This window comes from Acinetobacter gyllenbergii CIP 110306 = MTCC 11365, assembly GCF_000413855.1.
GTDB lineage: Bacteria > Pseudomonadota > Gammaproteobacteria > Pseudomonadales > Moraxellaceae > Acinetobacter > Acinetobacter gyllenbergii.
Genome location: NZ_ATGG01000020.1, coordinates 35282 through 60618, shown reverse-complemented (window position 1 = coordinate 60618; position 25337 = coordinate 35282). Strand labels below are relative to the sequence as shown.

The 25337-nt window shown below is 42.5% G+C and carries 21 protein-coding genes; 12 read left to right on the top strand and 9 right to left on the bottom strand.

Translation table 11 applies throughout. From position 1 onward, the window contains the following. Positions 1–200: 200 nt before the first annotated feature. From F957_RS07655 to F957_RS07675, 5 genes are all read left to right on the top strand, one after another. Complete coding sequence (locus tag F957_RS07655; protein ID WP_016541691.1) at positions 201–896, top strand: GntR family transcriptional regulator; 696 nt, start codon at positions 201–203, stop codon at positions 894–896. Between the two features lie 10 nt (positions 897–906). Then, positions 907–4356, top strand: a complete 3450-nt coding sequence (gene smc, locus F957_RS07660) for a chromosome segregation protein SMC (protein WP_016541692.1) — start codon at positions 907–909, stop codon at positions 4354–4356. 1 nt (position 4357) lies between these two features. Then, positions 4358–5353 carry a cell division protein ZipA C-terminal FtsZ-binding domain-containing protein gene (locus F957_RS07665; RefSeq protein WP_016541693.1) on the top strand — a complete coding sequence of 332 codons (996 nt, stop codon included), beginning with the start codon at positions 4358–4360 and terminating at the stop codon, positions 5351–5353. A 336-nt stretch (positions 5354–5689) separates the two neighbouring features. Continuing rightward, positions 5690–7717, top strand: a complete 2028-nt coding sequence (gene ligA, locus F957_RS07670; RefSeq protein ID WP_016541694.1) for an NAD-dependent DNA ligase LigA — start codon at positions 5690–5692, stop codon at positions 7715–7717. Beyond that, positions 7707–8531 carry a hypothetical protein gene (locus F957_RS07675; protein ID WP_016541695.1) on the top strand — a complete coding sequence of 275 codons (825 nt, stop codon included), beginning with the start codon at positions 7707–7709 and terminating at the stop codon, positions 8529–8531. Before ligA ends, F957_RS07675 begins: the two co-directional genes overlap by 11 nt. A gap of 48 nt (positions 8532–8579) precedes the next feature. On the opposite strand, the gene F957_RS07680 is transcribed toward F957_RS07675, so the two are convergent. After that, entirely contained in the window at positions 8580–9635 is a 1056-nt protein-coding gene (locus tag F957_RS07680) for an SDR family oxidoreductase (protein WP_016541696.1), read from the bottom strand. 353 nt (positions 9636–9988) lie between these two features. Here F957_RS07680 and ftn point away from each other — a divergent pair, with 353 nt between their 5' ends. Further along, positions 9989–10453 carry a heteropolymeric bacterioferritin subunit Ftn gene (gene ftn, locus F957_RS07685; RefSeq protein ID WP_016541697.1) on the top strand — a complete coding sequence of 155 codons (465 nt, stop codon included), beginning with the start codon at positions 9989–9991 and terminating at the stop codon, positions 10451–10453. A gap of 103 nt (positions 10454–10556) precedes the next feature. On the opposite strand, the gene F957_RS07690 is transcribed toward ftn, so the two are convergent. The 7 genes from F957_RS07690 to benA form a co-directional block, all read right to left on the bottom strand. After that, positions 10557–11825 (bottom strand): OprD family outer membrane porin, encoded by a 1269-nt coding sequence (locus tag F957_RS07690; protein WP_016541698.1) that lies wholly within the window; start codon positions 11823–11825, stop codon positions 10557–10559. 45 nt (positions 11826–11870) lie between these two features. Then, complete coding sequence (locus F957_RS07695) at positions 11871–13229, bottom strand: aromatic acid/H+ symport family MFS transporter (protein ID WP_016541699.1); 1359 nt, start codon at positions 13227–13229, stop codon at positions 11871–11873. Positions 13230–13712: 483 nt separating this feature from the next. Continuing rightward, entirely contained in the window at positions 13713–14906 is a 1194-nt protein-coding gene (gene benE / locus F957_RS07700; RefSeq protein ID WP_016541700.1) for a benzoate/H(+) symporter BenE, read from the bottom strand. A 56-nt stretch (positions 14907–14962) separates the two neighbouring features. Beyond that, a complete protein-coding gene (benD, locus tag F957_RS07705) occupies positions 14963–15748 on the bottom strand; it encodes a benzoate diol dehydrogenase BenD (protein WP_016541701.1) in 786 nt (261 codons plus the stop codon). 21 nt (positions 15749–15769) lie between these two features. After that, positions 15770–16786: a benzoate 1,2-dioxygenase electron transfer component BenC gene (gene benC, locus F957_RS07710; RefSeq protein WP_016541702.1), complete on the bottom strand. Its 1017-nt coding sequence runs from the start codon at positions 16784–16786 to the stop codon at positions 15770–15772. 71 nt (positions 16787–16857) lie between these two features. Next, a complete protein-coding gene (benB, locus tag F957_RS07715; protein ID WP_016541703.1) occupies positions 16858–17358 on the bottom strand; it encodes a benzoate 1,2-dioxygenase small subunit in 501 nt (166 codons plus the stop codon). Beyond that, a complete protein-coding gene (benA, locus tag F957_RS07720; protein WP_016541704.1) occupies positions 17355–18737 on the bottom strand; it encodes a benzoate 1,2-dioxygenase large subunit in 1383 nt (460 codons plus the stop codon). The genes benB and benA overlap by 4 nt, the downstream gene beginning before the upstream one ends. A gap of 238 nt (positions 18738–18975) precedes the next feature. Between benA and F957_RS07725 the strand changes: the two genes are divergently transcribed. Then, complete coding sequence (locus F957_RS07725; RefSeq protein WP_005273213.1) at positions 18976–19935, top strand: LysR family transcriptional regulator; 960 nt, start codon at positions 18976–18978, stop codon at positions 19933–19935. Positions 19936–20012: 77 nt separating this feature from the next. On the opposite strand, the gene F957_RS07730 is transcribed toward F957_RS07725, so the two are convergent. Further along, complete coding sequence (locus F957_RS07730) at positions 20013–20588, bottom strand: peroxiredoxin (protein ID WP_016541705.1); 576 nt, start codon at positions 20586–20588, stop codon at positions 20013–20015. 134 nt (positions 20589–20722) lie between these two features. Here F957_RS07730 and F957_RS07735 point away from each other — a divergent pair, with 134 nt between their 5' ends. The 5 genes from F957_RS07735 to bioC all read left to right on the top strand — a co-directional run bounded on the left by F957_RS07735 (position 20723) and on the right by bioC (position 25335). Then, entirely contained in the window at positions 20723–21052 is a 330-nt protein-coding gene (locus F957_RS07735) for a DUF6176 family protein (protein ID WP_016541707.1), read from the top strand. Positions 21053–21094: 42 nt separating this feature from the next. Then, positions 21095–21808, top strand: coding sequence for an alpha/beta hydrolase family protein (locus tag F957_RS07740; protein WP_016541708.1), 714 nt, complete (start codon positions 21095–21097; stop codon positions 21806–21808). A gap of 320 nt (positions 21809–22128) precedes the next feature. Continuing rightward, complete coding sequence (bioA, locus tag F957_RS07745; RefSeq protein WP_016541709.1) at positions 22129–23424, top strand: adenosylmethionine--8-amino-7-oxononanoate transaminase; 1296 nt, start codon at positions 22129–22131, stop codon at positions 23422–23424. Beyond that, positions 23411–24565 (top strand): 8-amino-7-oxononanoate synthase, encoded by a 1155-nt coding sequence (locus F957_RS07750; protein ID WP_016541710.1) that lies wholly within the window; start codon positions 23411–23413, stop codon positions 24563–24565. The genes bioA and F957_RS07750 overlap by 14 nt, the downstream gene beginning before the upstream one ends. Then, positions 24562–25335, top strand: coding sequence for a malonyl-ACP O-methyltransferase BioC (gene bioC, locus F957_RS07755; RefSeq protein WP_016541711.1), 774 nt, complete (start codon positions 24562–24564; stop codon positions 25333–25335). The genes F957_RS07750 and bioC overlap by 4 nt, the downstream gene beginning before the upstream one ends. The last annotated feature ends 2 nt before the right edge of the window (positions 25336–25337 follow it).

The following is a 25337-nucleotide window of genomic DNA, read 5'->3' as shown; positions in this document are numbered from 1 at the left end:
ATAAATATTTGATATTCAAAATAGAAAAACTAACTTTTTAGTACATATTGAGAATCATATTGCGATTTTTTAGCGCAATTGGCTTAAAAAGCAATAAAATTGTCAGACAATGATATAGAATTTATAGGGCGAGATCAGTTAAAACAAAAAAGCGCAAACAGCATTGTATCAATGCGTATAACAAAGATAGCGAGGGACTCATGAATCTCGAAGAGGCTGATAGTCTTTCTGAACAGATTGCAAAGTATATTAGTGAACAAATTATTAGTGGTGAGCTGGTTGAAGGCGAACGCATTCAAGAGTTGCGCATTGCCAAAGAATTAGATGTCAGTCGTGGCTCGGTTCGTGAGGCACTGTTGTTACTGGAACGGACTTATTTAATTGAAATTTTTCCGCGTCGTGGCGCGATTGTCTCTGAAATGTCAGCACAACAAGTCAAAGCTTTATTCGACACCAATGTGATGGTGCTTGGGCATATTGTGCAGCGGATTAGTGAAACGTGGCGAGTCAATGAAGCAGAACAACTACAAACTTTATTGGATCAACTGGTCGAATTTGTTCGCGCAGGCGATATCGAAAAATTTTACGATGCCATCTTTAAATATCTGGCAGAACAGCATGACATGGTGGCGAATCCTTATTTGATGCAATTTTATAAAGAACTGTTGCCGTCGTTACGCCGTAGTTATTTTTTGACCTTGAATACTTCGCGTCGAGAGCTCCAAGAATCATTTACCCTATTCAAGTTGGTGATTGATGCTATTTTGATCCGAAAATCACAACAAGCTGCTTTATTTATGGAAGATTTTTGTCGACACTTGCGCAACCTTGTGTTGGAATCTCTGACACGTATGAAACAGATTGAATTGGCTTGGGCTAGACGCTCACGCCGCTAGTTAGGGCAGTATGCGTTTAAGCAGTTTAAAACTTTCAGGCTTTAAATCTTTCGCCGATAGTACAACATTACATTTTAAGGCCAACCGTACTGCGGTGGTTGGGCCGAACGGTTGTGGTAAATCAAATGTCATTGATGCGATTCGCTGGGTGATGGGCGAGTCCAACGCACGCCAGTTGCGTGGCGGCAGTATGCAGGATGTTATTTTTACCGGGACCGCCAAACGCAAACCAGTTGGGGTTGCCAGTGTCGAACTGCGTTTTGATAATACTTATGGCAAACTCGGTGGCGCTTATAATGCCTATAGCGAGCTGGCCGTCCGCCGCCAAGTCACGCGTGAAGGTAAATCTGAATATTTCCTGAATGGCACCCGTTGCCGTCGCCGTGATATTACCGATATTTTCTTGGGCACAGGTTTAGGGCCACGTTCTTATGCGGTGATTGAACAGGGCATGATTAACCGTCTGGTTGATGCCAAGCCAGAAGAAATGCGTGTGTTTATTGAAGAAGCGGCAGGAGTGTCCCGTTATCAGGCACGCCGTCGTGAAACCTTACAGCATTTAGAGCATACTGAACAGAATCTGGCACGTTTAGACGATATTGCGGCTGAACTAAAATCTCAACTCCGCAGCTTGAAGCGCCAGTCTGAAGCTGCAATTCAATACAAGACCTTAGAAGGGCAGATTCGAACTTTAAAAATTGAAATCCTTTCGTTCCAAGCCAATCAAAGTCAGAAATTACAGCAAGAATATACCGTTGAAATGACGGCATTGGGCGAAAACTTTAAACTGGTTCGTTCTGAGTCACAGACCATTGAGCACGATCTTGAAGCCACTAGTGCTTTATTTCAGCGTTTAATTCAACAGTCTTCACCGTTGCAGCATGAGTGGCAACAGGCTGAGAAAAAGCTGTCTGAATTAAAAATGACTTTGGAACAAAAACAGAGTTTATTTCAACAAAACAGTACCAGCTTGCTGCAACTTGAACAGCAGAAAGTACAAACCAAAGAGCGTCTGCAACTCTCTGAATTACAGGTTGAAACCTTAAGCACTCAATTTGATGAGCAAAATGAAAGCTTACTTGCCTTAGAGCAGCAGACACAAACGGCTGAGCAAAATTTTACTGATGTTCAGGCACAGCACAAGCAAGCACAACAGCAATTTGATCAACTGAAAACTCAAGTCGATCAGCAACAACAAAAAAAGTTGCAGATGGCGGCGCAAATTGAACAGCTCGGTAAGAACGTGCTGCGGATTGAGCAGCAAAAGCAGACCTTGCAAACGCAAACCACTCAGATTCGTGCTCAGGTTCAGGATGATGAACAGGTGCAGTTACAACAATTGCAACAACAACTGCAACAGGAAATTATTGCGTTAGAAACTGCGATTGAGCAATTACAGCAGGATGTTCAAACACAGCAAGATCAACAACAGTCGAACAAAACGGATCTGCAAAGCCTGAAAACAGAAATTCAGGTTTTATTGGCTGAACAAAAGAACTTAAATCAGCTCGTCGCAAAACAAAGTCCGAAGCATGATCAAAATGCAGTTCGATTGATGCAAAGCCTACGTTTAAGCGCTCAAGCTAAAGCGCATGCAAGCATTATTGAGAAGTTCTTAGCCAAATGGTTACAAGCGCAGTTGATTGAGAATGGGCAAGCCTTCCAAGAGGGTATCTCACGACAGTTAAAATCATCACCACAGCAGCCTATTCAAGTTGCAGAGCTGACCTGTTTGAGTGAATGGATCGAGGCGCCACAATCTTCTTTATGGGCCAATGTCGCCGTTGCAGAAGATTTAACCACAGCTTTGCGATCTCAAGTGGATCTCCAGCACGCACAATCCATTTTAACGCTGGATGGTTATCATGTCGGCTCAGACTGGGTGATTGCACTGCACTATGATGAAGACAGTCAAACTGCGCAGGGCATGCTCAGTCATCAAGTCCGTTTAGAGGAAATTGAACAGCAACTGGCACAGCAACAACCACAGCTGGATAACTTGGAACATCAGTTTTCTCAACAGCAGGAAATGTTGCAACAGCAGCAACAGCATTTGCAGCAACAACAGCAAAGTCTGAAGCAAAAGCAAAAAGAGTTACAACAACTGGATGTGCAAATTGCCAAACTACAAAGTACCGCACAGGCCTTTGTGTTGCAGCAACAACAATTGGCCGATCAGTTGAAACAGCTTGATCTACAGCTTGAAGAAGATGCCATGCAGCGTGATGATCTGGAGATTGATCTGCATGCGCTGGCATTGAAATTAGAATCGGTGTTACCAAATTATAAGACTTTGCAATTTCAGGTGGAAAACTTGAATGAGCAGTTGGATGAGCAGCAACAACAGTTGACTCAACAACAGCAGCAACGTGAAGCTTTGCGTCGCCAGACTTCGCAAGCCAATCAGCAAATTGAGTTGTTAGAGAAAGATATCTCGTTCCTAAAAACACAATACCGTCAAATCATTGAACAAATCGAACAGGCCAAGAAGTTTGTTGATCCGATTCAGCTTGAACTACCCAACTTGGAGTCACAATTCCAACAGCAATTCCAGCAAACCGAAAAGCTGCAAAAAACCTGGAATGAATGGCAGCTGGAACTGAATCAAGTACAAGAGAAGCAGCAGCAACTGACGGAACAACGCCATCAAGCACAGCAAAAAGATGAGCAGGTGCGTGAGCAGTTAGAGCAAAAGCGCTTGGCTTGGCAGGCGGCGAAATCAGATCGTGAACATTATTTAGAGCAACTGAAAGAACTGAATACAGACGCTTTATCTGATGTGTCGATTGAAATTAAAGATCATCAGCAGAAACTGGAAAAAGCCCAGCAGCAATTTGAGAAAATCGGTGCCGTGAATTTAGCGGCTTCACAAGAATACGAAGAAGTGTCACAGCGTTTTGATGAACTGAGTCACCAGATGCAGGATCTACAAAATACCGTTGATCAGCTCAAAGACGCGATGAAAAGTATTGATCAGGAAACGCGTAAGTTATTTATGACCACCTTTGATCAGGTCAATCAAGAACTGCAACTGTTGTTTCCAAAGGTATTTGGTGGTGGTGAAGCGACTTTAAGCCTTGAAGATGATTGGCAGTCTGGGGTGAAACTGATGGCGCGTCCACCTGGCAAGCGTAACAGCTCTTTGGCCTTGCTTTCAGGCGGTGAAAAGACCTTAACGGCTTTGGCTTTGGTGTTTGCCATCTTTAGATTGAACCCTGCACCGTTCTGCGTACTGGACGAAGTTGATGCGCCACTTGATGATGCCAATGTACAACGGTATTGTAATTTGGTAAAAGAGCTTTCTGAACAAGTGCAATTCATTTACATTACACATAATAAATTGGCGATGACAATGGCAACTGATTTACTTGGAGTCACCATGCCAGAGCCAGGTACATCAAAATTAGTGACTGTCGATTTAGAACAGGCAAAAGAATACGGGTTAGTTGCGGAGTCTTAGTATGGAAATGAATACAATAATAGGCATTGTTGCCGCCGTTGCGATTATGCTCGTTGGTTTAATCATGATTTTAAGAAAACCAAAACCAGTTGAGCCATCATTAGAAGCAGATTTACATATTAATCCTGAAAGTCAGCAACCTGTGATTCCACGTCATGTACGTGACCAGCTTTTACAAAAAGAAGTGGTGACCACAACTGAGCGTGTTGAACCAAGTTTAAATACTGAAGCAATTGTAGTGGAGCCTGTGGCAGAGCAAGCCATTGATGCGACTAGTGTTGAAACAAAAACGACGGAAATCGAACAAACTGCTAAAGCAGATGAGGCTGTTGAAACTGTAGTAGAACTGGAAGCGGCTCAAAAAGATCAGACAGCAACGACTGAGCCAGAAACAACAGTGGCCTCTGAAAATGTAGAAGCTACAGAGGAAAGCAAAGCGGAAACTGAGCTCAGCTTAAATCCAAATATTGAAACGGTTGCGATTGAAGAGTTTGATGGCGAAAGTAATATTCTGGATGTGCATTTACATGAACAGCAGCGCTATGATGATGAAAGTGCTTTAGCAACTGCAGAACAGATTATTGCCTTGAATGTTTATCCGAACCCACGCCGTGCCTTATCAGGTGATAAAGCACTTAAAGTATTATTGAAATACGGTCTACGTTTCGGTGAAATGTCATGTTTCCATCGTTATGAAAACACTGATGAGCCAAGTGCCTTGATGTTCTCTGTGCTGCGTATGACGGATAATGGTCCAGCAGGTTTTGATTTGGAAACCTTATCTGGCGAACAAGTACAAGGTCTAGCATTTTTCCTTGCATTGCCAAATAGTAAAGCAGTCACGGGTTATGACATGATGACCAGTATTGCGGGTTTAATTGCACGTGAAGTCGATGGTAAAGTCTATGATGAAAACAATTTAGAGTTTACGCCGCAGTTGAAAGAACATTGGCGTCATCATGTGATCGATTATCGTCCAAATCAGGCGACGGTTTAATTAGTTGCTTTTTCATAAACTGATTAACATGTTTTTAAATTTGAAAAATAAAGAACTTAACGGAGTCATGTTCGGTTCTCATCCTATTTTAGGTTAAACCTTCGGTTCGACTTACTTTTGTTTCGACAAAAGTAAGCAAAACCATTGTCATCTGCAAAACCTGTTCACTACTTTCATTAAAGTGATTTTATTGCAAAAACATTATCTTGTTTAAATCACGCAGGTTGCAGATGACATTTCTGAGTATCATATTTCATGTCTAACTCAGGTTCGATATACTAAATTTAGTAAAAATTATAGGGCGGTTTTTCCGCCCTTTTATATGGTGAAATTTAAATGGAACACAACTCAGTTATTGAGCAAATGCGTCAGTTGATTCAACTGATTGCAAAACACAATCATGCTTATTATGTGATGGATCAACCTTCCATTTCTGACAGTGAATATGACCATTTATTTCATCAGCTGAAAGCATTAGAACAACAATATCCAGACTGTATTCAGGCCGATACCCCGACCAATAAAGTGGGTGGTCAAGCGCTATCAAAATTTGAAAGTGTGACTCATGCAGTGCCAATGCTGTCATTGGGCAATGTCTTTAATCAGGAAGACCTGTTTGCTTTCGCCCGCCGTATTGATGAGCGGTTACCGAATCAAAAAGTCCAGTATGACGTTGAACTGAAACTCGATGGCTTAGCGATTTCACTGTGGTATGAACATGGTGTCTTGGTTCGCGGCGTGACACGTGGTGATGGCGAGACAGGTGAAGACATTACTCAGAATGTTAAAACCATTCGGAATCTGCCGAAAGTATTATCCAGTCAGTATCAAGCGATTCCAGAGTTTCTTGAAGTTCGTGGTGAAGTATTGATGCCAAAGCAAGGCTTTGAAAAGCTTAATGCGGATCAAGAAGCAAAAGGTGACAAGACCTTTGCTAATCCACGTAATGCAGCAGCAGGAAGCCTTCGTCAGTTGGACCCAAATATAGCCGCTTCACGTCCATTGGCGTTCTATGCCTATGGGATTGCCCAGTGTCAGCCCAATCATGGCCTTGAGACCATGCATGACAGTTTGCACTGGTTAACCAAATTTGGTTTTGAAATCGCAGAACGTCAATTCCTGTGTGCTTCGATTGAAGAAGTACAACAACGTTATGAACAGATCCAACAAGAACGTCCAGATCTTAAAGTTGAAATTGATGGCATGGTGATTAAGGTGGATAGCCTTAAACAGCAACAACAATTAGGTTTCTTGAGTCGTGAACCACGTTGGGCAACGGCTTATAAATTCCCTGCACAGGCAGCACTCACCAAAGTTGAGAATATTGACTGGCAAGTGGGGCGTACAGGAACACTGACACCTGTCGCACGTTTAGCCCCTGTCTTTGTTGGTGGGGTGACAGTATCCAATGTGACCTTACATAACATTGGTGAAATCCATCGTTTAGATGTGCGTGTTGGCGATACCGTTAGTGTTTACCGTACTGGTGATGTGATTCCAAAAGTTGAGAAGGTTTGGGCTGAGTTCAGACCTGCCGATGCAGAGATGGTGCATCTCCCGACCAATTGTCCAGTCTGTGAATCCCCTGTGGTGATGCCAGAAGGTGAGGCCTTGGCACGTTGTTCGGGTGGTTTGTATTGTGCTGCGCAACGGATTGAAGCCATTCGTCACTTTGTTTCACGTAAAGCTTTGGATATTGAAGGCTTAGGCGACCGTTGGGTGGAGTCACTTTTACATCTCGAGCTACTTAAAGATGTGGCTGATATTTATCATTTACATGAGCATCGTGACACTTTATTGACCATCGAAAAAATGGGTGAGAAATCGGTTCAGAACCTGATTGATGCGATTGAAGCGAGCAAGAAAACCACTTTGGCACGTTTTATTTATGCCTTGGGAATTCGTGGTGTCGGTGAGACTACCGCACGTATGCTCGCCAATACTTTCCAGACGCTTGATGCCTTAAAAGCTGCGGATATTGAAGCACTCAAGAAAACCCCTGATGTGGGTGATATTACTGCTGAATGGATTGCGGATTTCTTTCAAGCACCGCATAACATCGAAGTGTTAGATCGTTTAATGGCGGCAGGTATCCATTGGGATGCACCGACAGCTCCAACACGTCAACCATTGAATGGTGAGAGTTGGGTGGTGACAGGAACATTGGAAACCATGGGCCGTGATGAAGCAACCCAGAAGCTTCAAGCCTTAGGTGCGCGTGTCAGTGGCAGTGTGTCCAGTAAAACCAAATGTGTGGTTGCAGGTGAGAAAGCGGGTAGTAAGCTGGATAAAGCGCAGAAGCTAGACATTCGAGTCTTGAATGAGCAAGAGTTTTTAGCGTTTTTGAAGCAGTATGAAGCTTGATGATGTAGATAAAGAAAGTGCTAAGTTAATCATCATGTATTGCTTAGCACTCATTCTTCCTTTTTTTGTGATGCTTGCTTATTATCGTTATGATAATGCAGTTAAATGCAATCAAACGAAAGTGCTAGGTAGTGTACAAGAAGATGTCAATACCCAGCTTTTAAATGCTGTATTGGAAAAAATTGAATTAAGGCAACGCTTGTTTTTCGATTTATTAAAAGCGCAAGAAATACAAAAAAGGTCGGCTTGTCTACAGAAAAGTCATGAGGATGCAGAGAGATGCTGGAGAGAATTTCAGTTAGACGTCCAAAGCGAAATCAAGATGTTTGATCATGCTGTTGAGCAGTTCGCTCACGTGAAACCGCATCATCTGATTGCTTCTGATTCTATTTATGATCAAGGGTTGTTAAAGTCAAATGTGTATCAGCCAAATCATATGGTGGAGTTCGCTTATCAGCAAATAAAACGATATTTAGTCGATCAAATAGATCAAGAGGATGCTTCACTATCTCAACTTGATTTTGAGTTACGTTGGCAATTAAGACAGAAACTCTATCAATATGCTGATTTAAGGTTGGGTCAGGTGAAAAGTGTTGAGTCTGAAAATAATTCACAAAAAATCTGTCATGTGAACGTTGAATTTCAAAAAGGTAAGACTGCTAAACTTTTCTATCAACCTTATGAAAAGCTTGAATCCGCTGGTCGACATGGGGCAAGAAAAGAATATGTCGCGTTGCTCTATTTAGAAGACCACCATGGTCATCATTATAAGGATATTGGTGAATACATCTTAGAAGCATTTAAGATGAAATAACGGTGAGCGAGGCACCTCTCAATGATGAAATTGAGAGGTGCTTTTTGATTAAATATATTTTTTCACAATGCCATCATCCAGCAATTGCTGGAAATGTTCGCAGACACTTTCACGCACATCGCGATATTCAATCCCGAGTTCATTGACACTACGTTGTGCATTAAAATAAATTGGATATCCCATATTCAATTTTACAAATTCACGTGAATGGCCGAGGATTGGCGCGACAAATGAAAAGGCAGTTTTTGGCACAGTAAAATGCGGGAATGGAAACTTATAGCCAAATTTCTGAGTAAGTGCCTTACCCATATCCAATAAGCTGAGTGTGCCACCACAAATGATATAACGGCCTTGTGCTTTAGGATTTAGGGCTGCTGCGACATGCGCATCGGCAACATCACGGACATCGACAATCCCATTCCACATTGGCGGTACACCAAACAAGGTGGTGCCATTACCAAACTGTTGTAACACTTCAATACTACCTGACTGACTCGCATCGGTGAGGGAAGGCCCCATCACTAAGGCGGGATTAATACAGACTAAATCCCAACGATTTTGTTGTTCAGCCATGTCCCATGCTTTGCGTTCTGCCGCGACTTTTGAATAAGGATAAGGCTGATGTGTCTCGCTACTGGTATTGTTCCAGTGACTTTCATCAAATTCATTGTTGGCAGTATTTTGAATCTCGATCGCATCACCATAGGTCGAGGCAATACTTGAGGTCAGCACCACACGTTTGACCGACTCGGTGCGATTAACACTGTCTAATACATTTTCTGTGCCTTTCACCGCAGGCTCAATAATGTCTTTGACTGCATCTTTATAATTGGTCACCACAAAAGGAGATGCGGTATGAATGACAATTTCACAATCTTTCATTGCATCATCAAATGAACGTGGTTCAAGCAAATCTGCTTTAAAAAATTCAATCTTGCCAGAAGATTGCTCTGCCAAATCGTACAAATGCTGAATCTTATTTTTCTTGGATGGGTCACGCACCGTTGCATGAACCGTATAGCCTTGATTCAACAGACGTTCAATAATCCAGCCTGCAATATAACCCGTCGCGCCAGTGACCAAAATTGGTTTGCTTTTATCCATTGTGGTTTCCACATTATGTTTTTGTGATTGCTGTTATTTACCGAATTTTGCTCAAACAAACAACAGCTGAACAGTCATTTTTCATGATTTTTTGATCAAAACATCAGCGGAATAAGAAGCATTGCTAATGGTTACAAAAAATCAAACAAATGATTTTCAATAGGATTATCACTTTTTAAAGCCATAAATGATATGCAAAGGCTTATTTTATTTAGATAAATTCAGCCAATTCGAACTGTAAATGCGTATGTTTCTCATTTTAATTTTATAAAAATCATAAACTTACACACTTTTGTTTTTGCAATTCTAGTGTAACTTGGCCATAATATTGTCATTCGATAGGAGTAAGTATTATGCGTGGCAATCCAGAAGTCATCGACTATTTAAATATGCTCATTGGCGGTGAATTGGCTGCTCGTGATCAATATTTAATTCATTCAAGAATGTACGAAGATTGGGGCTTGAGCAAAATCTACGAGCGTATTGACCATGAAATGCAAGAAGAAGCATCTCATGCCGATTCAATCATTCGTCGTGTGCTGTTCTTAGGTGCTCAACCGAATATGCATCGTGAAGACATCAATGTGGGTCACGATGTTGTGAGCTGTTTAAAAGCAGATTTAGCCCTTGAATATCATGTCCGTGAAAAATTGGCAGTGGGTATTAAGCTGTGTGAAGAAAAAGGCGACTATATTAGCCGTGATATGTTGCGTCAGCAGCTTTCTGATACAGAAGAAGATCATACCTACTGGTTAGAAAAGCAATTACGTTTAATTGAATTGATTGGTTTGCAGAATTATATTCAATCACAAATTTAAGTGATCCATCCGACTGAATTCGTAATGAAAAAAGAGAACTTCAAATGAAGTTCTCTTTTTATTTGAGCGGAAGAAACTGTTTACTCAACCATCAGACTAAGACTTAGAATTTTTTACTGTAGTTGACAAATAAGCGGTCTTCACCAAAGTCATTGCCATGTTTCACATCATAGTCAATGCGGATGTATTGTAGGGCAAAGCCTTTGAGATAAGGCTGCTGAAAAGCATAGTTCAGAATAATATTGGACTCAGTTTCATGGTTCTTATCGCCATTGGCGGCCTTAAAATCATGACCATAGACATATTTCACCATCGCATTTAGCCCTGGTACATAGTCCTTAAAATCATAGCCATACATTAGGTGGTAAGACTTTTCATTCTTTTTGAAGAAGCCTGTAGCATTCCAGTTGATAAAATAAGTTTCAGGCAGGAAACCATCAGGCAATGGATAGGCCGACTCACCGATAATCTGTTGATAGCCCAAACCAAAAGACTGATTATTCACTTTCAGCATTTCCAGTATTCCAATATTTTGCGCATCAATATCAAAGTTGTTGCCATCGTTTTTGGCATTGAAATATTTAAACTTGGAATTCAATGAGAAGTTCGGTTGTTTCCATGTATGCTCTAGCCCAACATAGTGTTTGTTGTAGAGGTCTTCTAAATTGCCGAAGTAGTATTCGGCCTTCAATGAGGGCGTCAGTTGATAACGCAAATCCAGATAATTCAAACCATCTGAGTAAACGGTTTTGCCATTGGCAGTAAAAGAAAATTTCTTAAAATATTCTTCATTACGCGGTGACACTTTGGTCACTCGGCCTATTTCGGCATAGAGCTGATCAGAAAGTTGTGACTTTAAGTTGGTGCCCCAATACGATGCCAACAACTGGCGACTGGCATCTACCGCCGTCACAGGAAGATCCAGCCAGAGTTCACCGACACTGAGCAGTGTTTTGTCATAGCCCAGTTTTAAGGTCGCACCATATTTTAAATAGTCAGAGGCTTGCGATTGTGTTTGGGTGTCGAATGGCAACACAGTATCCGCCACATGCTTATCTTGACTCAAACGTACCGCATATTGCACTGAAGCATCCGCACCAATGGTGATCGGTTTATCTGCGATTTGTAGTGGGGTATCCCGCATATTTGATTTGTAAAATAAAGATGCCGCTTGAGACCAGCTGCCTGTATCTTTAAGGCTTGGGTTGTCATAGTCGCGGTTGATATAGGCATTTTTGAGGGTAAATTTCCATTCATCTTGAGCTGGCTGGGTTGTTTCAGCAGCGAAAACAACTGGGCTAGACAAGCCACCTATTGTCAAGAGGCTTGCAACTGTTAAACGCGTAGGGAAAAAGCGCTGTAATAATTTCATAATCCATATCCGAAGTCAGTGCGCCAATCCTCGGCGCACTTATTGTTATTGCTGAGTGAGCGAAGCTTGTGGGTTAAAGTTCGGAGCTGTTTGGGCTGCAACTGAAACTTTTAAATTGACCATAAAGATGGCAAGCGCCGCGATAATGCCAGGGATGGCAATTGCGAGAAAATTCATTTGGTGAGGCAGTTCAAAGGTGAGCAAAGCGCCTGTTAGGACAGGGCCGATGATGGCGCCAATTCGGCCAATACCCGAAGCCCATCCCATCCCAGTTGAACGTACTGCGGTTGGATAGAATTGCGCCACAAAGGTATAGAGCAGAATCTGTGAGCCAATGGTTGCTGCCCCTGCGATGGCAATCAGGCTATATAAAATGAATTGGGGGCTATTAAAACCCAGCAGAATCAGGGCGGCTGCACCAATCACAAACATGTTGGTAATCACAGGTTTTAAGTGGAATTTATCAGCCAGTGCACCACCGCCAATTGCGCCGACCATGCCTCCAATATTCAGTGCAAATAGGAACAACATACTGGCACCTAAAGAGTAACCTGCTTGTAGCATGAGTTTAGGTAACCAACTGCCTAGCGCATAGACCATCAATAAGCACATAAAGAAGGCAATCCAGAACATGAAGGTACTAAAACTACGACCTTGCTGAAACAGTGCACGCACAGGCGCTTCGGTGCTGGTACTTTCATTTAGAATCAGTTGAGTATTGCTGGTTAATTCAGTTTCAGGTGCGATTTTAGTGACAATCATCTGGGCTTGATCGTGATGATTCGATTTCACTAAAAATGCCAGAGATTCAGGTAGAAATTTCCAGATCAGTGGAAGAAGTAATAATGGAATGCCTGCAATTAAAAACATGATTTGCCAGCCCATGTCTTTGACCAACCATGCACCCAGTAAGGCAGAGCTCATTCCGCCTATGGCATAGCCACTAAACATCAATGCAACCAAAGTGCTGCGGATTTTCTTCGGGGCATATTCGGTCATGAGTGCAACCACATTTGGCATCACCCCACCAATGCCAAGTCCCGCGATAAAACGTAAAATTGCAAATTCAGTTGGACTTTTCGCAAATGCTCCTAAGAAGGTGAACCCACTGAATAAGGTGACACAGATCAGAATGGTTTTTTTACGACCCAGTTTGTCTGAAAGTGTGCCAAAAATCATGGCGCCAAACATCATCCCGAATAAGGCTGCGCTGGCAAGCAATCCAGCTTGCACGGCAGTCAGTGACCATTGCTGCATCAGTAAGGGCAGTGCCACACCATAAATTACTAGATCGTATCCATCAAAAATAATAATGATTAAACACCAAATTAAAACTTTCCAATGAAAAGCGGTAAAACGCGCTTTATCAATTATGTCATTAATATTGACCTTGTTTGTATCCATTGCTTCACCTCCAATTTGTGAAGTACCGAGTTATTTTTTATTAAGCTATTTTGTTATTGCATCAGAGTCAAAAACCTAATTGATATATCTTTATGTCTTTAAAGTATTGTGATTTTATTGAATTAAGGTATTGAAATTTATATTTTTATTTTACTTCTCTAATTTATTTTTTTAAATTCCATTAAATATTAAATGGTGAGAATTTTGCTGATTTTATGCTGCTTAAATGTGTTTTTTTTAAACGATAGAATCATTTCTAAATAGGAGAGTTGTTTTTAAGTTGGATGTATTTTTTTATTTTACCAATTGGTTTAATTGATGTTGGATTGATTTTAAGTATCTAACTGGACCTCATAATTTTATATTTTAAAGTGAGGTTTAAAAATTGCCTTGCTGAGTTTTTAAAAACACAACTTGATGTGACTAAAGTCGGCTTTGATATGACAGCAAGGCGGAGAGTCGGGGCGAGTTGTTCTCTTTTTCTTAAGCAGATTGTGTTGCCGCGCGTTGGGTGAGAATGAGATGGGCAATCACCCCAATACAGATTCCCCAAAATACCGAACTTAATCCAAGAAAATGCATCCCTGAAGCTGTCGCCAGAAAGGTAATCAGTGCAGCATCACGGTGTTGAGGACTCTGCATGGCAGCAGTGATATTGGTTGCAATTGCGCCGAGCAAGGCTAAACCTGCTAACGCGGCAACCAGCTCTTTCGGTAGTAAGCTAAACAGCATCACAATACTGCCAGCAAATAGTCCGCCAAGAATATAAAAAATCCCATTGGCAATCCCTGCGATATAGCGTTTTTCTTTCAGTTCATGTGCATCTTTGCCCATACATAGCGCCGCCGTAATAGATGCGAGCACGATGGTAATACCGCCGACACAGGCCACCGCTAAAGAGGCAATACTGGTTGCAGTAATAATCGGTTTGGCAGGGGTGTCATAACCACTCAACTTCATGATCGCCATCCCCGGTAAAAACTGACCCGACAGACTGACCAGAATCAAGGGCAGTGCCAGATTTAAGGTGGAGTACCAAGTCCATTCCGGGCTGATCCATTGTGGAATGGCAAGATGAAAACTGACTTCTACAGGATTCATTTTCCCCAAGAATAAACTGAGTGAAATGCCCGCTGCTAGTACCCAGATCATGGTGTAGCGCGGCATTAGTCGTTTGGCAATCAAAAACACAATCAGCATACTGAATACAATTAAAGGCATGCTGTCCGTGGCGGTAAACAGGTTGATTCCAAACTGGAATAGGATACCTGCCATCATGCCAGCAGCAACATCTTGAGGAATCCATTTGAGGAGTTTGTCAAAACAACCCGTAATTCCAATCAGAAAAATCACAATCGCAGAGGTGATATAGGCCGCGATGGCTTCATTCAGAGAAATGTCAGGAAATAGTGTCACCAATAAAGCGGTCCCTGGCGCAGACCATGCGGTAATAACAGGGGTTTTGTATTTGATCGAGAGATAAATCCCCGCAACAGCTGCACCGATGGAAATGCCCCAAATCCATGACACCATCATCTCTGTCGAGACATGGGCACGTTGTGCTGCCTGAAAGAAAATAATTAGTGGCCCTGAATAGGAAATCAGCACCGCCAGAAAACCAGCAACCGTGGCTGAAATAGACCAATCTTGTTTTAATGTTTTGAATAGTGTTGTCATTGGGTGATGGCCTCCATGCACATCCTATACTTTATCTGAAATGCAAAAGATCAGGGCTAACCCTGATCTCCACCTCCCACAGGAATGACACTACCCGTGATATAGGAGGCATCATCGGATGCAACAAAGACAATGGCTTTGACCTGTTCCTCAATACTGCCATAACGGCCCATAAATGTGCGGTCGATGGTTTGATCGACGACCTGCTGCATCCAGTCTTTTTCATTTTGACTGAGAGGATTGTGATTGCGTGGTACTTTGCGTGGTGGGGCTTCGGTTCCACCTGTGGCAATGGCATTGACGCGAATTCCATCTTTGGCATGTTCAAAGGCCAGTGATGCCGTCAGTGCATTGACGCCACCTTTGGCTGCAGAGTAGGGAATACGGTTAATGCCACGAGTGGCAATCGAAGAAACATTGACGATCACGCCTGCCTGTTGTTGAATCATTGTAGGCAAGACTGCTCGGCAACACCATAAAGTTGGAAAAAGTGAGCGATTCACTTCCTTGATAATTTCTGCTTCAGAAAACTCCTGAAAAGGTTTCATCCAGATCGCACCGCCGACATTATTGATTAGAATATCGACTCGACCGAACTGTTCAATGGCTTTGGCAACGACACGTTGTGCACCCGCAAAGCTTTCCAAATCGGCTTGGATGGTGATGGCATCAACACCCAAGGCTTTTACTTCAGCCAGCACATCCTGCACATAATCAGAACGATCTGCCAAGACCAGTTGTGCACCTTCGGTCGCCAGTTGTAGCGCCACGCCACGGCCAATGCCTTGAGCACTGCCAGTGACAATCACTACTTTATGCTTAAATCTTTGTGCTTGAGACATAGGTTAATTCTCCAGTAACCATCAATTCGCAGAGAACTTTTCGAATAGGAAGTGAGCAGGTTTGATCTGTTCTGCCTCTAACCAACCACGGACGGCTTCGACCATTGGTACAGGCCCACAGAGATAAATATCAACATCGCCACTGTTTAGCCAGTCAGATTCGATATGGCTTGTGACATAGCCTTTACGCGCATGTTGACTGTCAGGATGGGCAACCACAGTCCGATATTCAAACCAAGGGAATTTCGCTTGTAATTCTGCCAACTTTTCCAAAGCCACCAGATCAAAATCGTTGGTCACGCCAAACACTAAGCGCACAGGTTGGTTAGAACCTTTTTCTTCCAGTACTTGTAGCATCGACATGAAAGGGGCAATGCCTGTACCACCTGCCAGCATCAGCACAGGACGAGTGACATTACGTAGATAGAAGCTGCCGAATGGTCCTGTGAAGCTCATTTTATCGCCTGCCTGCGCAGCCTTGCTTAAGAAATCGCTCATTTTGCCATTTGGGACATTACGCACCACAAAACCTGTTAAGCGATTGCCCGGCTTTGAGCTAAATGAATATGAACGGGTTTCACCTGTTTCAGGAATAGCGACATTGACATACTGTCCTGCAAGGAAATGAATATCGGGTTGACCTTCATCCAGTTGAATATCAAAAGTGATGGTTGAGTCAGAAAGATTTTCGACCCGAGCCAATGTGCCTTGGAAAGAATGAATTTCGGTTTTACAGACATCAGATGACGCCTGAATTTGGAATACAGCATCTGAGCTTGGACGACATTGGCACGCCAAAATATAACCTTGCTCTGCTTCTTCTGGGGTAAGGGCATCTTCGATATAGCTTTCTTCTGGCATGTCATAACTGCCAGATTCGCAGAATGCACGGCAAGTACCACAGGCACCATCACGACAGTCCAACGGGATATTAATTTTTTGGCGATAGGCTGCATCAGACAGGGTTTCACCTTGATTGACACTGATAAAACGTGTCACACCATCTTCAAATTGAAGTGCTACATTGTGGTTTGACATGGGCGATCCTACAAAATAATTTAAATTTGGGACCCCAACCAACAGTCCATTTGGCTGAGGAGACCTATTTTTTACAGGTGGTAGATATCAATCACTTGATTGATATAGTCATTTTTAAGCACCACATATTTGCTCAGGATTTTCGGTTCATCACCCGAACAATCAATCACATAACGTGACATGCCAAAGTAGCTATAGGTGGTTTTATAGCGGAAGCTCAAGGTATTCCAATTGAAGCGAACCGTGAGTTTATCTCCGTCGCGTTCAACCACTTCAACATTGGCAATATTGTGACAAGTGCGGGTATCGGGCATGGTGGCAGAAGAACGTTCGGTCTTGATACGGAACACACGGTCTTCTAAACCTTGGCGATCTGGATAATAAATCAAGGAGATTTCAGCTTGTGGATCTTCAGTGAGTTGATCATTGTCATCCCACGCAGGCATCCAAAAACTGGCTTCAGGGGCATAGCAATTGAGCCAATCGTCCCATTGTTCATCATCTAAAAAGCGCGCTTCACGGTAGAGAAACTGAGCAATATTTTCCAAGCTGCTTTGATCTTGAATACTCATGCGTTTTCTCCTTGAGCCGCGATTTGCTTCTCTGCGACAATGGCGTGTTTCATGGTCTGCAGCCAGTATTGATGTTGTGCTAGATAGAGACCTTCATCTTCGGTTTTAATTCCGCTTAACATCGGTTTAAGGCCAATTTCATTGGCAGCATCATCAGGGCCATAAATCCAGTGTTTTGAACCGCGGCACATATCATTCCATTCCAGTGCAATGCCTGCATAACCGGCCTGACAGGCACGAAATTCTTCCAGATCATCGGGTGTGGCCATTCCAGAAGCGTTAAAGAAATCTTCGTATTGGCGAATACGACGTGCACGTGCTTCTGGGGCTTCACCTTTCGGTGCGATACAGTAAATCGTGACTTCAGTGCGATCGACCGAAATCGGACGTAACACCCGAATTTGCGAACCGAACTGATCCATCAAATACACGTTGGGATAGAGGCATAAGTTGCGTGAACGTTCGATCATCCATTTCGACATGGCAGCGCCGTATTTCTCGGTATATTCTTCTGCCTTCGGAAAGTTCGGACGATCTTCAGGATTGGCCCATTGTGTCCAAAGCAGCATATGACCATTTTCAAAACCATAAGAACCGCCGCCTTGCTTACCCCAAGACCCAGCACTCATAGCACGAATATTATCGGCAGCTTGAGTCTCTTTGCGGTGTTGTGTGGTGGCAGCATAGTTCCAGTGAACCGCTGAAACGTGATAACCATCGGCACCATTTTCAGCAGTGAGTTTCCAATTTCCTTCATAGGTATAGGATGATGTGCCGCGTAGAACTTCTAAACCATGTTCGGATTGATCGACAATCATGTCGATGATTTTGCTGGTTTCACCCAAGAATTCTTCAAGTGATGGTACATCTGGATTGAGACTGCCAAACAAGAAACCTTTGTAATTCTCAAAACGTGCGACTTTTTTCAGGTCATGTGAACCGTCTTGGTTAAAGCAATCTGAATAACCTGCTTCACTTGGGTCTTTAACTTTGAGGAGTTTGCCTGAGTTGTTAAAGGTCCAACCGTGGAAAGGGCAAGTATAGGTGGCTTTGTTACCGCGTTTATGGCGGCAGAGTTGGGCACCGCGATGGGAACAAGCATTGATCATGGCATTCAATTCGCCATTACGATTGCGGGCGATGATGATGGGTTGACGCCCAATATGGGTGGTATAGAAATCATTATTATTGGGAATTTGACTTTCGTGGGCCAAATAAACCCAATTGCCTTCGAAAATATATTTCATTTCGAGGTCGAATAAAGCTTGATCGGTAAACACTGAGCGATGAAGTTTAAATTCACCCGTGTCGATATTATCGACCAGTAATTCATCAATGCGGTCAAGATGGCTGGTATTGATTACAGGAATACGTGGCATGTCCGTTCTCCGACTTTCCAAATCTGTGGAAGTCATCGAGTTACGCTTAAAGCGTCTCGATATCCTAATATGTTGTGTGATGGCTTGAACCGATAAGGATGAATATGGGCAGCTGGAATCTAGCGGAAGCGATTCATAACTTCATCGGTTTATCTCTTGTCTATACCTTAAAAGAATGAGTAAACTGTGTCTAAGACTGAATTTATATTTTTATATATCTTAAAGGTATGGAAACCTCATGGAATTACGTCATTTACGGTATTTTGTTGCGGTTGTTGAAGAACAGAGCTTTACCAAGGCCGCAGAAAAACTATTTATTGCTCAACCCCCTTTGAGTCGGCAGATTCAAAATTTGGAAGGTGAGCTAGGAATTCAATTGTTTGAGCGAGGAAGTCGACCGTTACAAACCACACCCGCAGGGCATTTCTTTTATCAGCACGCGATTAAACTTTTGTCTAATGCAGAAGAAATTAAGAGTATGGCGAAACGGATTGGACTGATCGAACGCAGTGTCACCATTGGCTTTGTCGGGTCGCTGTTATATGGTTTATTACCTCGGATCATCTATTTATTCAGGCAGCAGCAGCCGCATCTCAATATTCAGTTGGTTGAAATGAGCACCACAGAGCAGTTGCAAGCGTTAAAAGAAGGGCGCATTGATGTGGGCTTTGGACGCTTGCGGATTAGTGATCCTGCGGTCAGACGGATTTTATTGCGCAAGGAGCGATTGGTTGTGGCGGCGCATACCAGCCATCCGATTGCACAGCGGACGGAAGGGGTCTATCTGGCTGATCTGATTGATGAAAAGATGTTTATGTATCCCACTTCGCCGAAACCGAATTTTTCGACTCAACTGCTGAATATTTTTGCCGAGCATAGTTTAGTGCCGAAAAATATGCATGAAGTGCGGGAAATTCAATTGGCCTTGGGTCTGGTGGCCGCAGGTGAAGGTTTATGTGTGATTCCTGCCAGTGCCGATACTATTCGTTTTCCACATCTCAATTACATTCCGATTCTGGACAATGGCGCGGTTAGCCCAATTTTTCTGACTGCACGGGCAATGGATCGCAGTGAAGACCTACAGCTGTTATTTGATTGTGTTTATCAGGTCTATGATCTGGAAGGCATTCCGTATCAGCGGACTGTGTTTACACTGGATCAGAACCCGATTGATGATTCACTTGGCATTGATTTTTAAACGCGTATAAAAACGCCTAGACTTAAAAATCTAGGCAGATGATCAATCGATGAGTTGACTCAGAATCTCCAAAGCGATTATTTGCTTTGTAAGGTTTTTAGGTCTTTCAAGACTTGATCGGCATGAGTTTGAGTATTTACGCTGGTGTAGTGATACATCACCGCGCCTTGAGGATTAATCAAAAAGCTTTCTCGTTTGGCGATCTTGGCAATCCCTAAATTTCGAACGATGCCGAATTTACTGGCCAGTTCACCTTGATCATCAGCAAGAATCGGGAAGGGTAGGCCAAGTTTTTCTGAGAATTTTTGATGTGATGCGACATCATCTAGACTGACACCCAGCACCACCGCATTGGATTTAGTAAATTGAGGATACAGCGATTTAAATTGATTAGCTTCTTGAGTACAGCCCGCCGTGTTGTCTTTAGGGTAGAAATATAGCACCACCCATTTGCCTTTATATTGATTTAAAGTATGCCATTTTCCACTTTGATCTTGCAGTTTAAAATCTGGCGCAGACTGTCCAACCCATTCTTTTTGTGCAGTATCTTGCTTGGAAAATAAGGTACTTTGTGCGCTACTGAGTGTTGGTGTACTGAGTAAAAAAAGTGAACTACATAAAACGAGAACTTTGGACTTTATCGTATTCATCATGTTGATCTCAAAGTGTAATAGCAGCTACTTTAGCAAATTTAGACATTGGATGTGTTAGAAAATTCTTTACAGGGTTTTGCTCTGCTTTATATATTTCAATTGAATAGCGATTTAGAAAAAGAAAAGGAAAATGAATGGATGTTGGTGCAGTTCTCATTAAATTAAGAACAAATAGGCAGGCTGAGGTCGAGGCTTGGCAGCAAGAAATTCAACAGCGTAAAGTAGAAGCCATTCAAACACTGCAAGCTGAAGGGGTAACCGTTGAATCTTGGTTTCAACTTGAATTGAATGGAGAGCACTATTTACTTGCTTATATGCGTGCTAAAGATCTTGCTTATGCGCAGCAGGTGGCAAGAAATAGTTGCTTTGATATTGATCAGGTGCATCAACAGTTCAAGCAACATTGGGAGCAAGTGATCCCAGCACAGCTTTTGGTAGATTTGGAAAATAATGAGCAGTGTTAATCAGGGTATACTGCGTTGAAGTTTTTAGAATTGAGCAAGCGCATGACCTATAAGATTCTACTCATCACAGGATGGGGCGGTGGTGCCGAACTATTAAAACCTTTACATGAGGCTTTAGAACAAAAGGGACATATCGTTGAACGGCTTAATATCTTTAATGCGCTAAATGATGACATCTTGCAACAGCAAGTTGAACTCGCAGTGAAATTTGATGTGATTGTGGGATGGTCGCTTGGTGGACAACTGGCAACCTTACTGGTCGATCAAATTCAGCAACAATATACTGAACAGAAAGTTTTAATCACGTTAGCGTCGAATCCATGTTTTGTGGCACAAGCAGATTGGACCACAGCCATGCCTGTTGAAACCTTTATCCAGTTTAAACAATCATTTGAACAGGATGCGATTACGACTTTAAAGCGTTTTGGTTTATTGGTCTGTCAGGGTGCAAGTTCGGCAAAGAACGATTTCGTAGTTATGCAAAAATTGATTCGTCCACAACCGATTGCATTGCTTAGACAAGGGTTAAAATTGCTGGAGCAATTAAACTTGGTTGAGTTGTATGAAAAATATCAGGGTAGGCAGTTGCATGTCTTTGCAGAGCATGATGCTTTAGTTCCTTACCAAGTTGTGCAAAAAACAAAGGATTTAGCTGCAAAAAATCTATCTGTTGTATCGATCGATGGAGCTTCACATGGTTTTCCTTGTTTTATGGTTGAGCAGACCGCGCAGATAATTGAAGATTTTATTCAATAGACGGTTTAATCTTGCTTGAATTGAAAGTTCTCGCAATATATTTTAGGTTTTGACAAGTTTAAGATAAAAAGCTATTGAGATTTATTGAACGTTCTTATCATTATTGAAATTTACTTTTAATATTCGCTATCGTGGAGGCGACATGGATGTCGCCGTTAGGCTGTGGCATCAAGGATGTGCCATCAGCCTAACAAAAGATTTTTGCTTACTTTTCATCTTTGAAAAGTAAGTCCAGCTGAAGGCTTATCCTGAAATTGGCTGAGTACTCGGAATGACACTGTACAGCACATCGTTTAATATTGAATTTACAGAGGTAAAGGATGACAGACCCATTTGATTTAGAACATATATGGCATCCCTATACTTCGATGTTAAATCCACTACCAACCTTTAAAGTCAAACGTGCCTATGGCGCAACCATTGAACTGGAAGATGGTCGAACTTTGGTCGATGGCATGTCGTCATGGTGGTGTGCGATTCATGGCTATAACCATCCTGAACTGAACCAAGCAGTTACAGATCAATTGCAAAACATGGCGCATATCATGTTTGGTGGTCTGACCCATGAACCTGCAATTGAATTAGGCAAATTATTATTAAAAATCACGCCGCCGAGTTTAGATAAGATTTTCTATGCCGATTCAGGTTCTGTTGCTGTAGAAGTGGCCTTGAAAATGGCAGTGCAGTATTGGGCTGCGTTGAATCAACCCGCGAAAACCAATTTTATTACCACCCGTTCTGGCTATCATGGCGATACATGGAATGCGATGTCGGTGTGTGACCCAGTCACAGGCATGCATCAGATTTTTGGTACAAGTTTACCCAATCGAATTTTTGTTCCCGCGCCACAAAGTCGTTTTGATGGTCAATGGAATCCGCAAGATATTCAAGAACTCACGCAGCAGATTGAACAGCATCATCACAGTATTGCTGCTCTGATTATTGAGCCAATTGTGCAGGGCGCAGGCGGCATGCGTTTTTATCATCCTGAATATTTGCGCCAAGCCAAGGCCTTATGTGAGCAGTATAATTTGCTGTTGATCTTTGATGAGATTGCTACAGGTTTTGGACGTACAGGTAAAATGTTTGCTTGGGAACACGCGCAGGTCGAACCTGACATTATGTGTATTGGTAAGGGCTTAACAGGCGGTTATATGACGCTGTCTGCGACCTTAACCACCAAGCAGGTGGCTGAAACCATTAGTCGTGGTGAAGCGGGTGTGTTTATGCATGGCCCGACTTTTATGGCGAATCCACTGGCTTGTGCGGTTGCTTTAAGAAGTACCCAACTATTGGTTGAACAAGATTGGCAAACCAATATTCAACGAATTGAAAAGATACTTACTCAACAATTAATAGATTTAGCCCAGCTTGACCATGTTGCGGATGTACGGATTTTAGGTGCGATCGGGGTGGTTGAATTAACCAGCAATGTCGATATGAAGACCTTGCAGCAACAGTTCGTTGAACGCGGTATTTGGGTGCGGCCATTTGGTAAATTGGTCTACGTAATGCCGCCGTATGTGATCACAGATGACGAACTCCATTATTTATTGGCACAGATGAGTGAGGTGGTGAAAAATATGCAGGGAGTAAATGCCAATGTCCTTGCTTGATCATTATGTCGAGCAGCTTGAGCAACTCAGACAACAGGGTAATTTTCGCCAATTCACGTCAAATGAGCAATCTGGACGATGGATTACCATTCAAGATCGAAGCATGTTGAATCTGGCATCCAATGATTATTTAGGCTTGGCCGCTGATTTAAGTTTAAGAGAAGAATTTCTGGATACGCTGAAAATTGAACGAGCGCTCTTTAGTTCATCTTCGTCACGCTTGCTCACTGGTAATTTTGCAGAATATGAACAATTTGAAAATAGCCTAAGCAAAGCCTTTGGTCGTGCTGCTTTACTTTTTAATAGTGGCTACCACATGAATATCGGTATTTTACCAGCCTTATGTGATAGCAAAACTGTGATTCTGGCCGATAAACTGGTACATGCCAGTATGATTGATGGTATTCGACTTTCGACTGCTCAATATGTGCGTTATCGTCATAATGATTTGCAACATCTGGAACAATTATTGCAAAAGTATCACCAAGATGAGCAAGTTGAACGCATTATTGTGGTGACTGAAAGTATTTTTAGTATGGATGGCGATGAGACGGATTTAGCAGCATTGGCACAGTTAAAACAGCGCTTTGCCAAAACCATGTTGTATGTCGATGAAGCTCATGCGATTGGGGTCAGGGGGGAGCAAGGCCTGGGCTGTGCTGAACAATATGGCGTATTGGCTCAGATTGACTTCTTGGTGGGTACCTTTGGTAAAGCAATTGCTTCGGTGGGCGGCTATATCATTTGTGATTCAATCATCCGTGATTATCTGATCAATAAAATGCGCCCTTTGATTTTTAGTACCGCTTTGCCTCCAATCTCGATGGCATGGTCAGATTTTATTTTTAATAAAGTGCTGAGCATGCAGCAACAGCGTCAGCACTTGGCAGAGATCAGTCAGTATTTACAACAGGCGGTGATTGCAAAAGGTTTCTCCAGTCCATCCAGCAGTCATATCATTCCAGTTATCGTAGGTGAAAGCCAAGCGGTCATTGAAAAAGCACGCTATGTACAACAACAAGGCTTTTATGCCATGCCAGTACGCCCACCAACAGTGCCACAGAATAGTTCACGCCTGCGTATTTCCTTAACCGCTTTGGTGCAAAAAGCTGAATTGAAACAATTGGTGGAGTGTTTGTGAGCATCAATAAAGCATTGGTTGCACGACGTTTTGCCAAAGCAGGGCAAAGCTATGTTGAGCATGCTGTGGTACAAAAGCAAATTAGTGCGCAGTTATTTGAATACCTTAAAGTGTATTGTCCGCAGAACTTAGCCTCTGTACTTGAGATTGGTTGTGGATCTGGCAATCTCACCCACTTACTTCAATCTCATTTTCAAGTTGAGCAACTGTTTTTAAATGATTTATATGCAGATGTGGATCAGCATTTTCTCAATTTTAAACATGTAAATTGGTTGATCGGAGACATTGAACAACTGAATTTACCGCAGTCCTTAGATGCAGTGCTTTCCAGTTCAGCATTACAGTGGATGCTTGATCTGCCTGCATTATTACGGCGGATTCACAAAGCCTTAAAACCCAATGCATATTTCGGTTTTTCTACTTTTGGGCCAGATAATCTAACTGAAATTAAGCAGTTGACAGGACAAGGCTTAAATTATATTGGCCTAGAATCTTTAAAACGACAGCTTGAACAGCAAGGCTTTGAAATACTACTCATCGAGCAAGCACTGAAGCAGGTATATTTTGATCATCCCAAATCGGTATTACAGCATTTAAAGGCGACAGGCGTGACTGCAACAGCAAAATCACATCGCTGGACCAAGCAATCCTTGCAGCAGTTTTATTCGGATTATCAACAGTTTTATGATGAACAGGGTTTTAGCCTAACTTATCATCCGATTTATGTGATTGCACGGAGAGCAAAATCCTTATCTTTAGGTGATGAATAGAG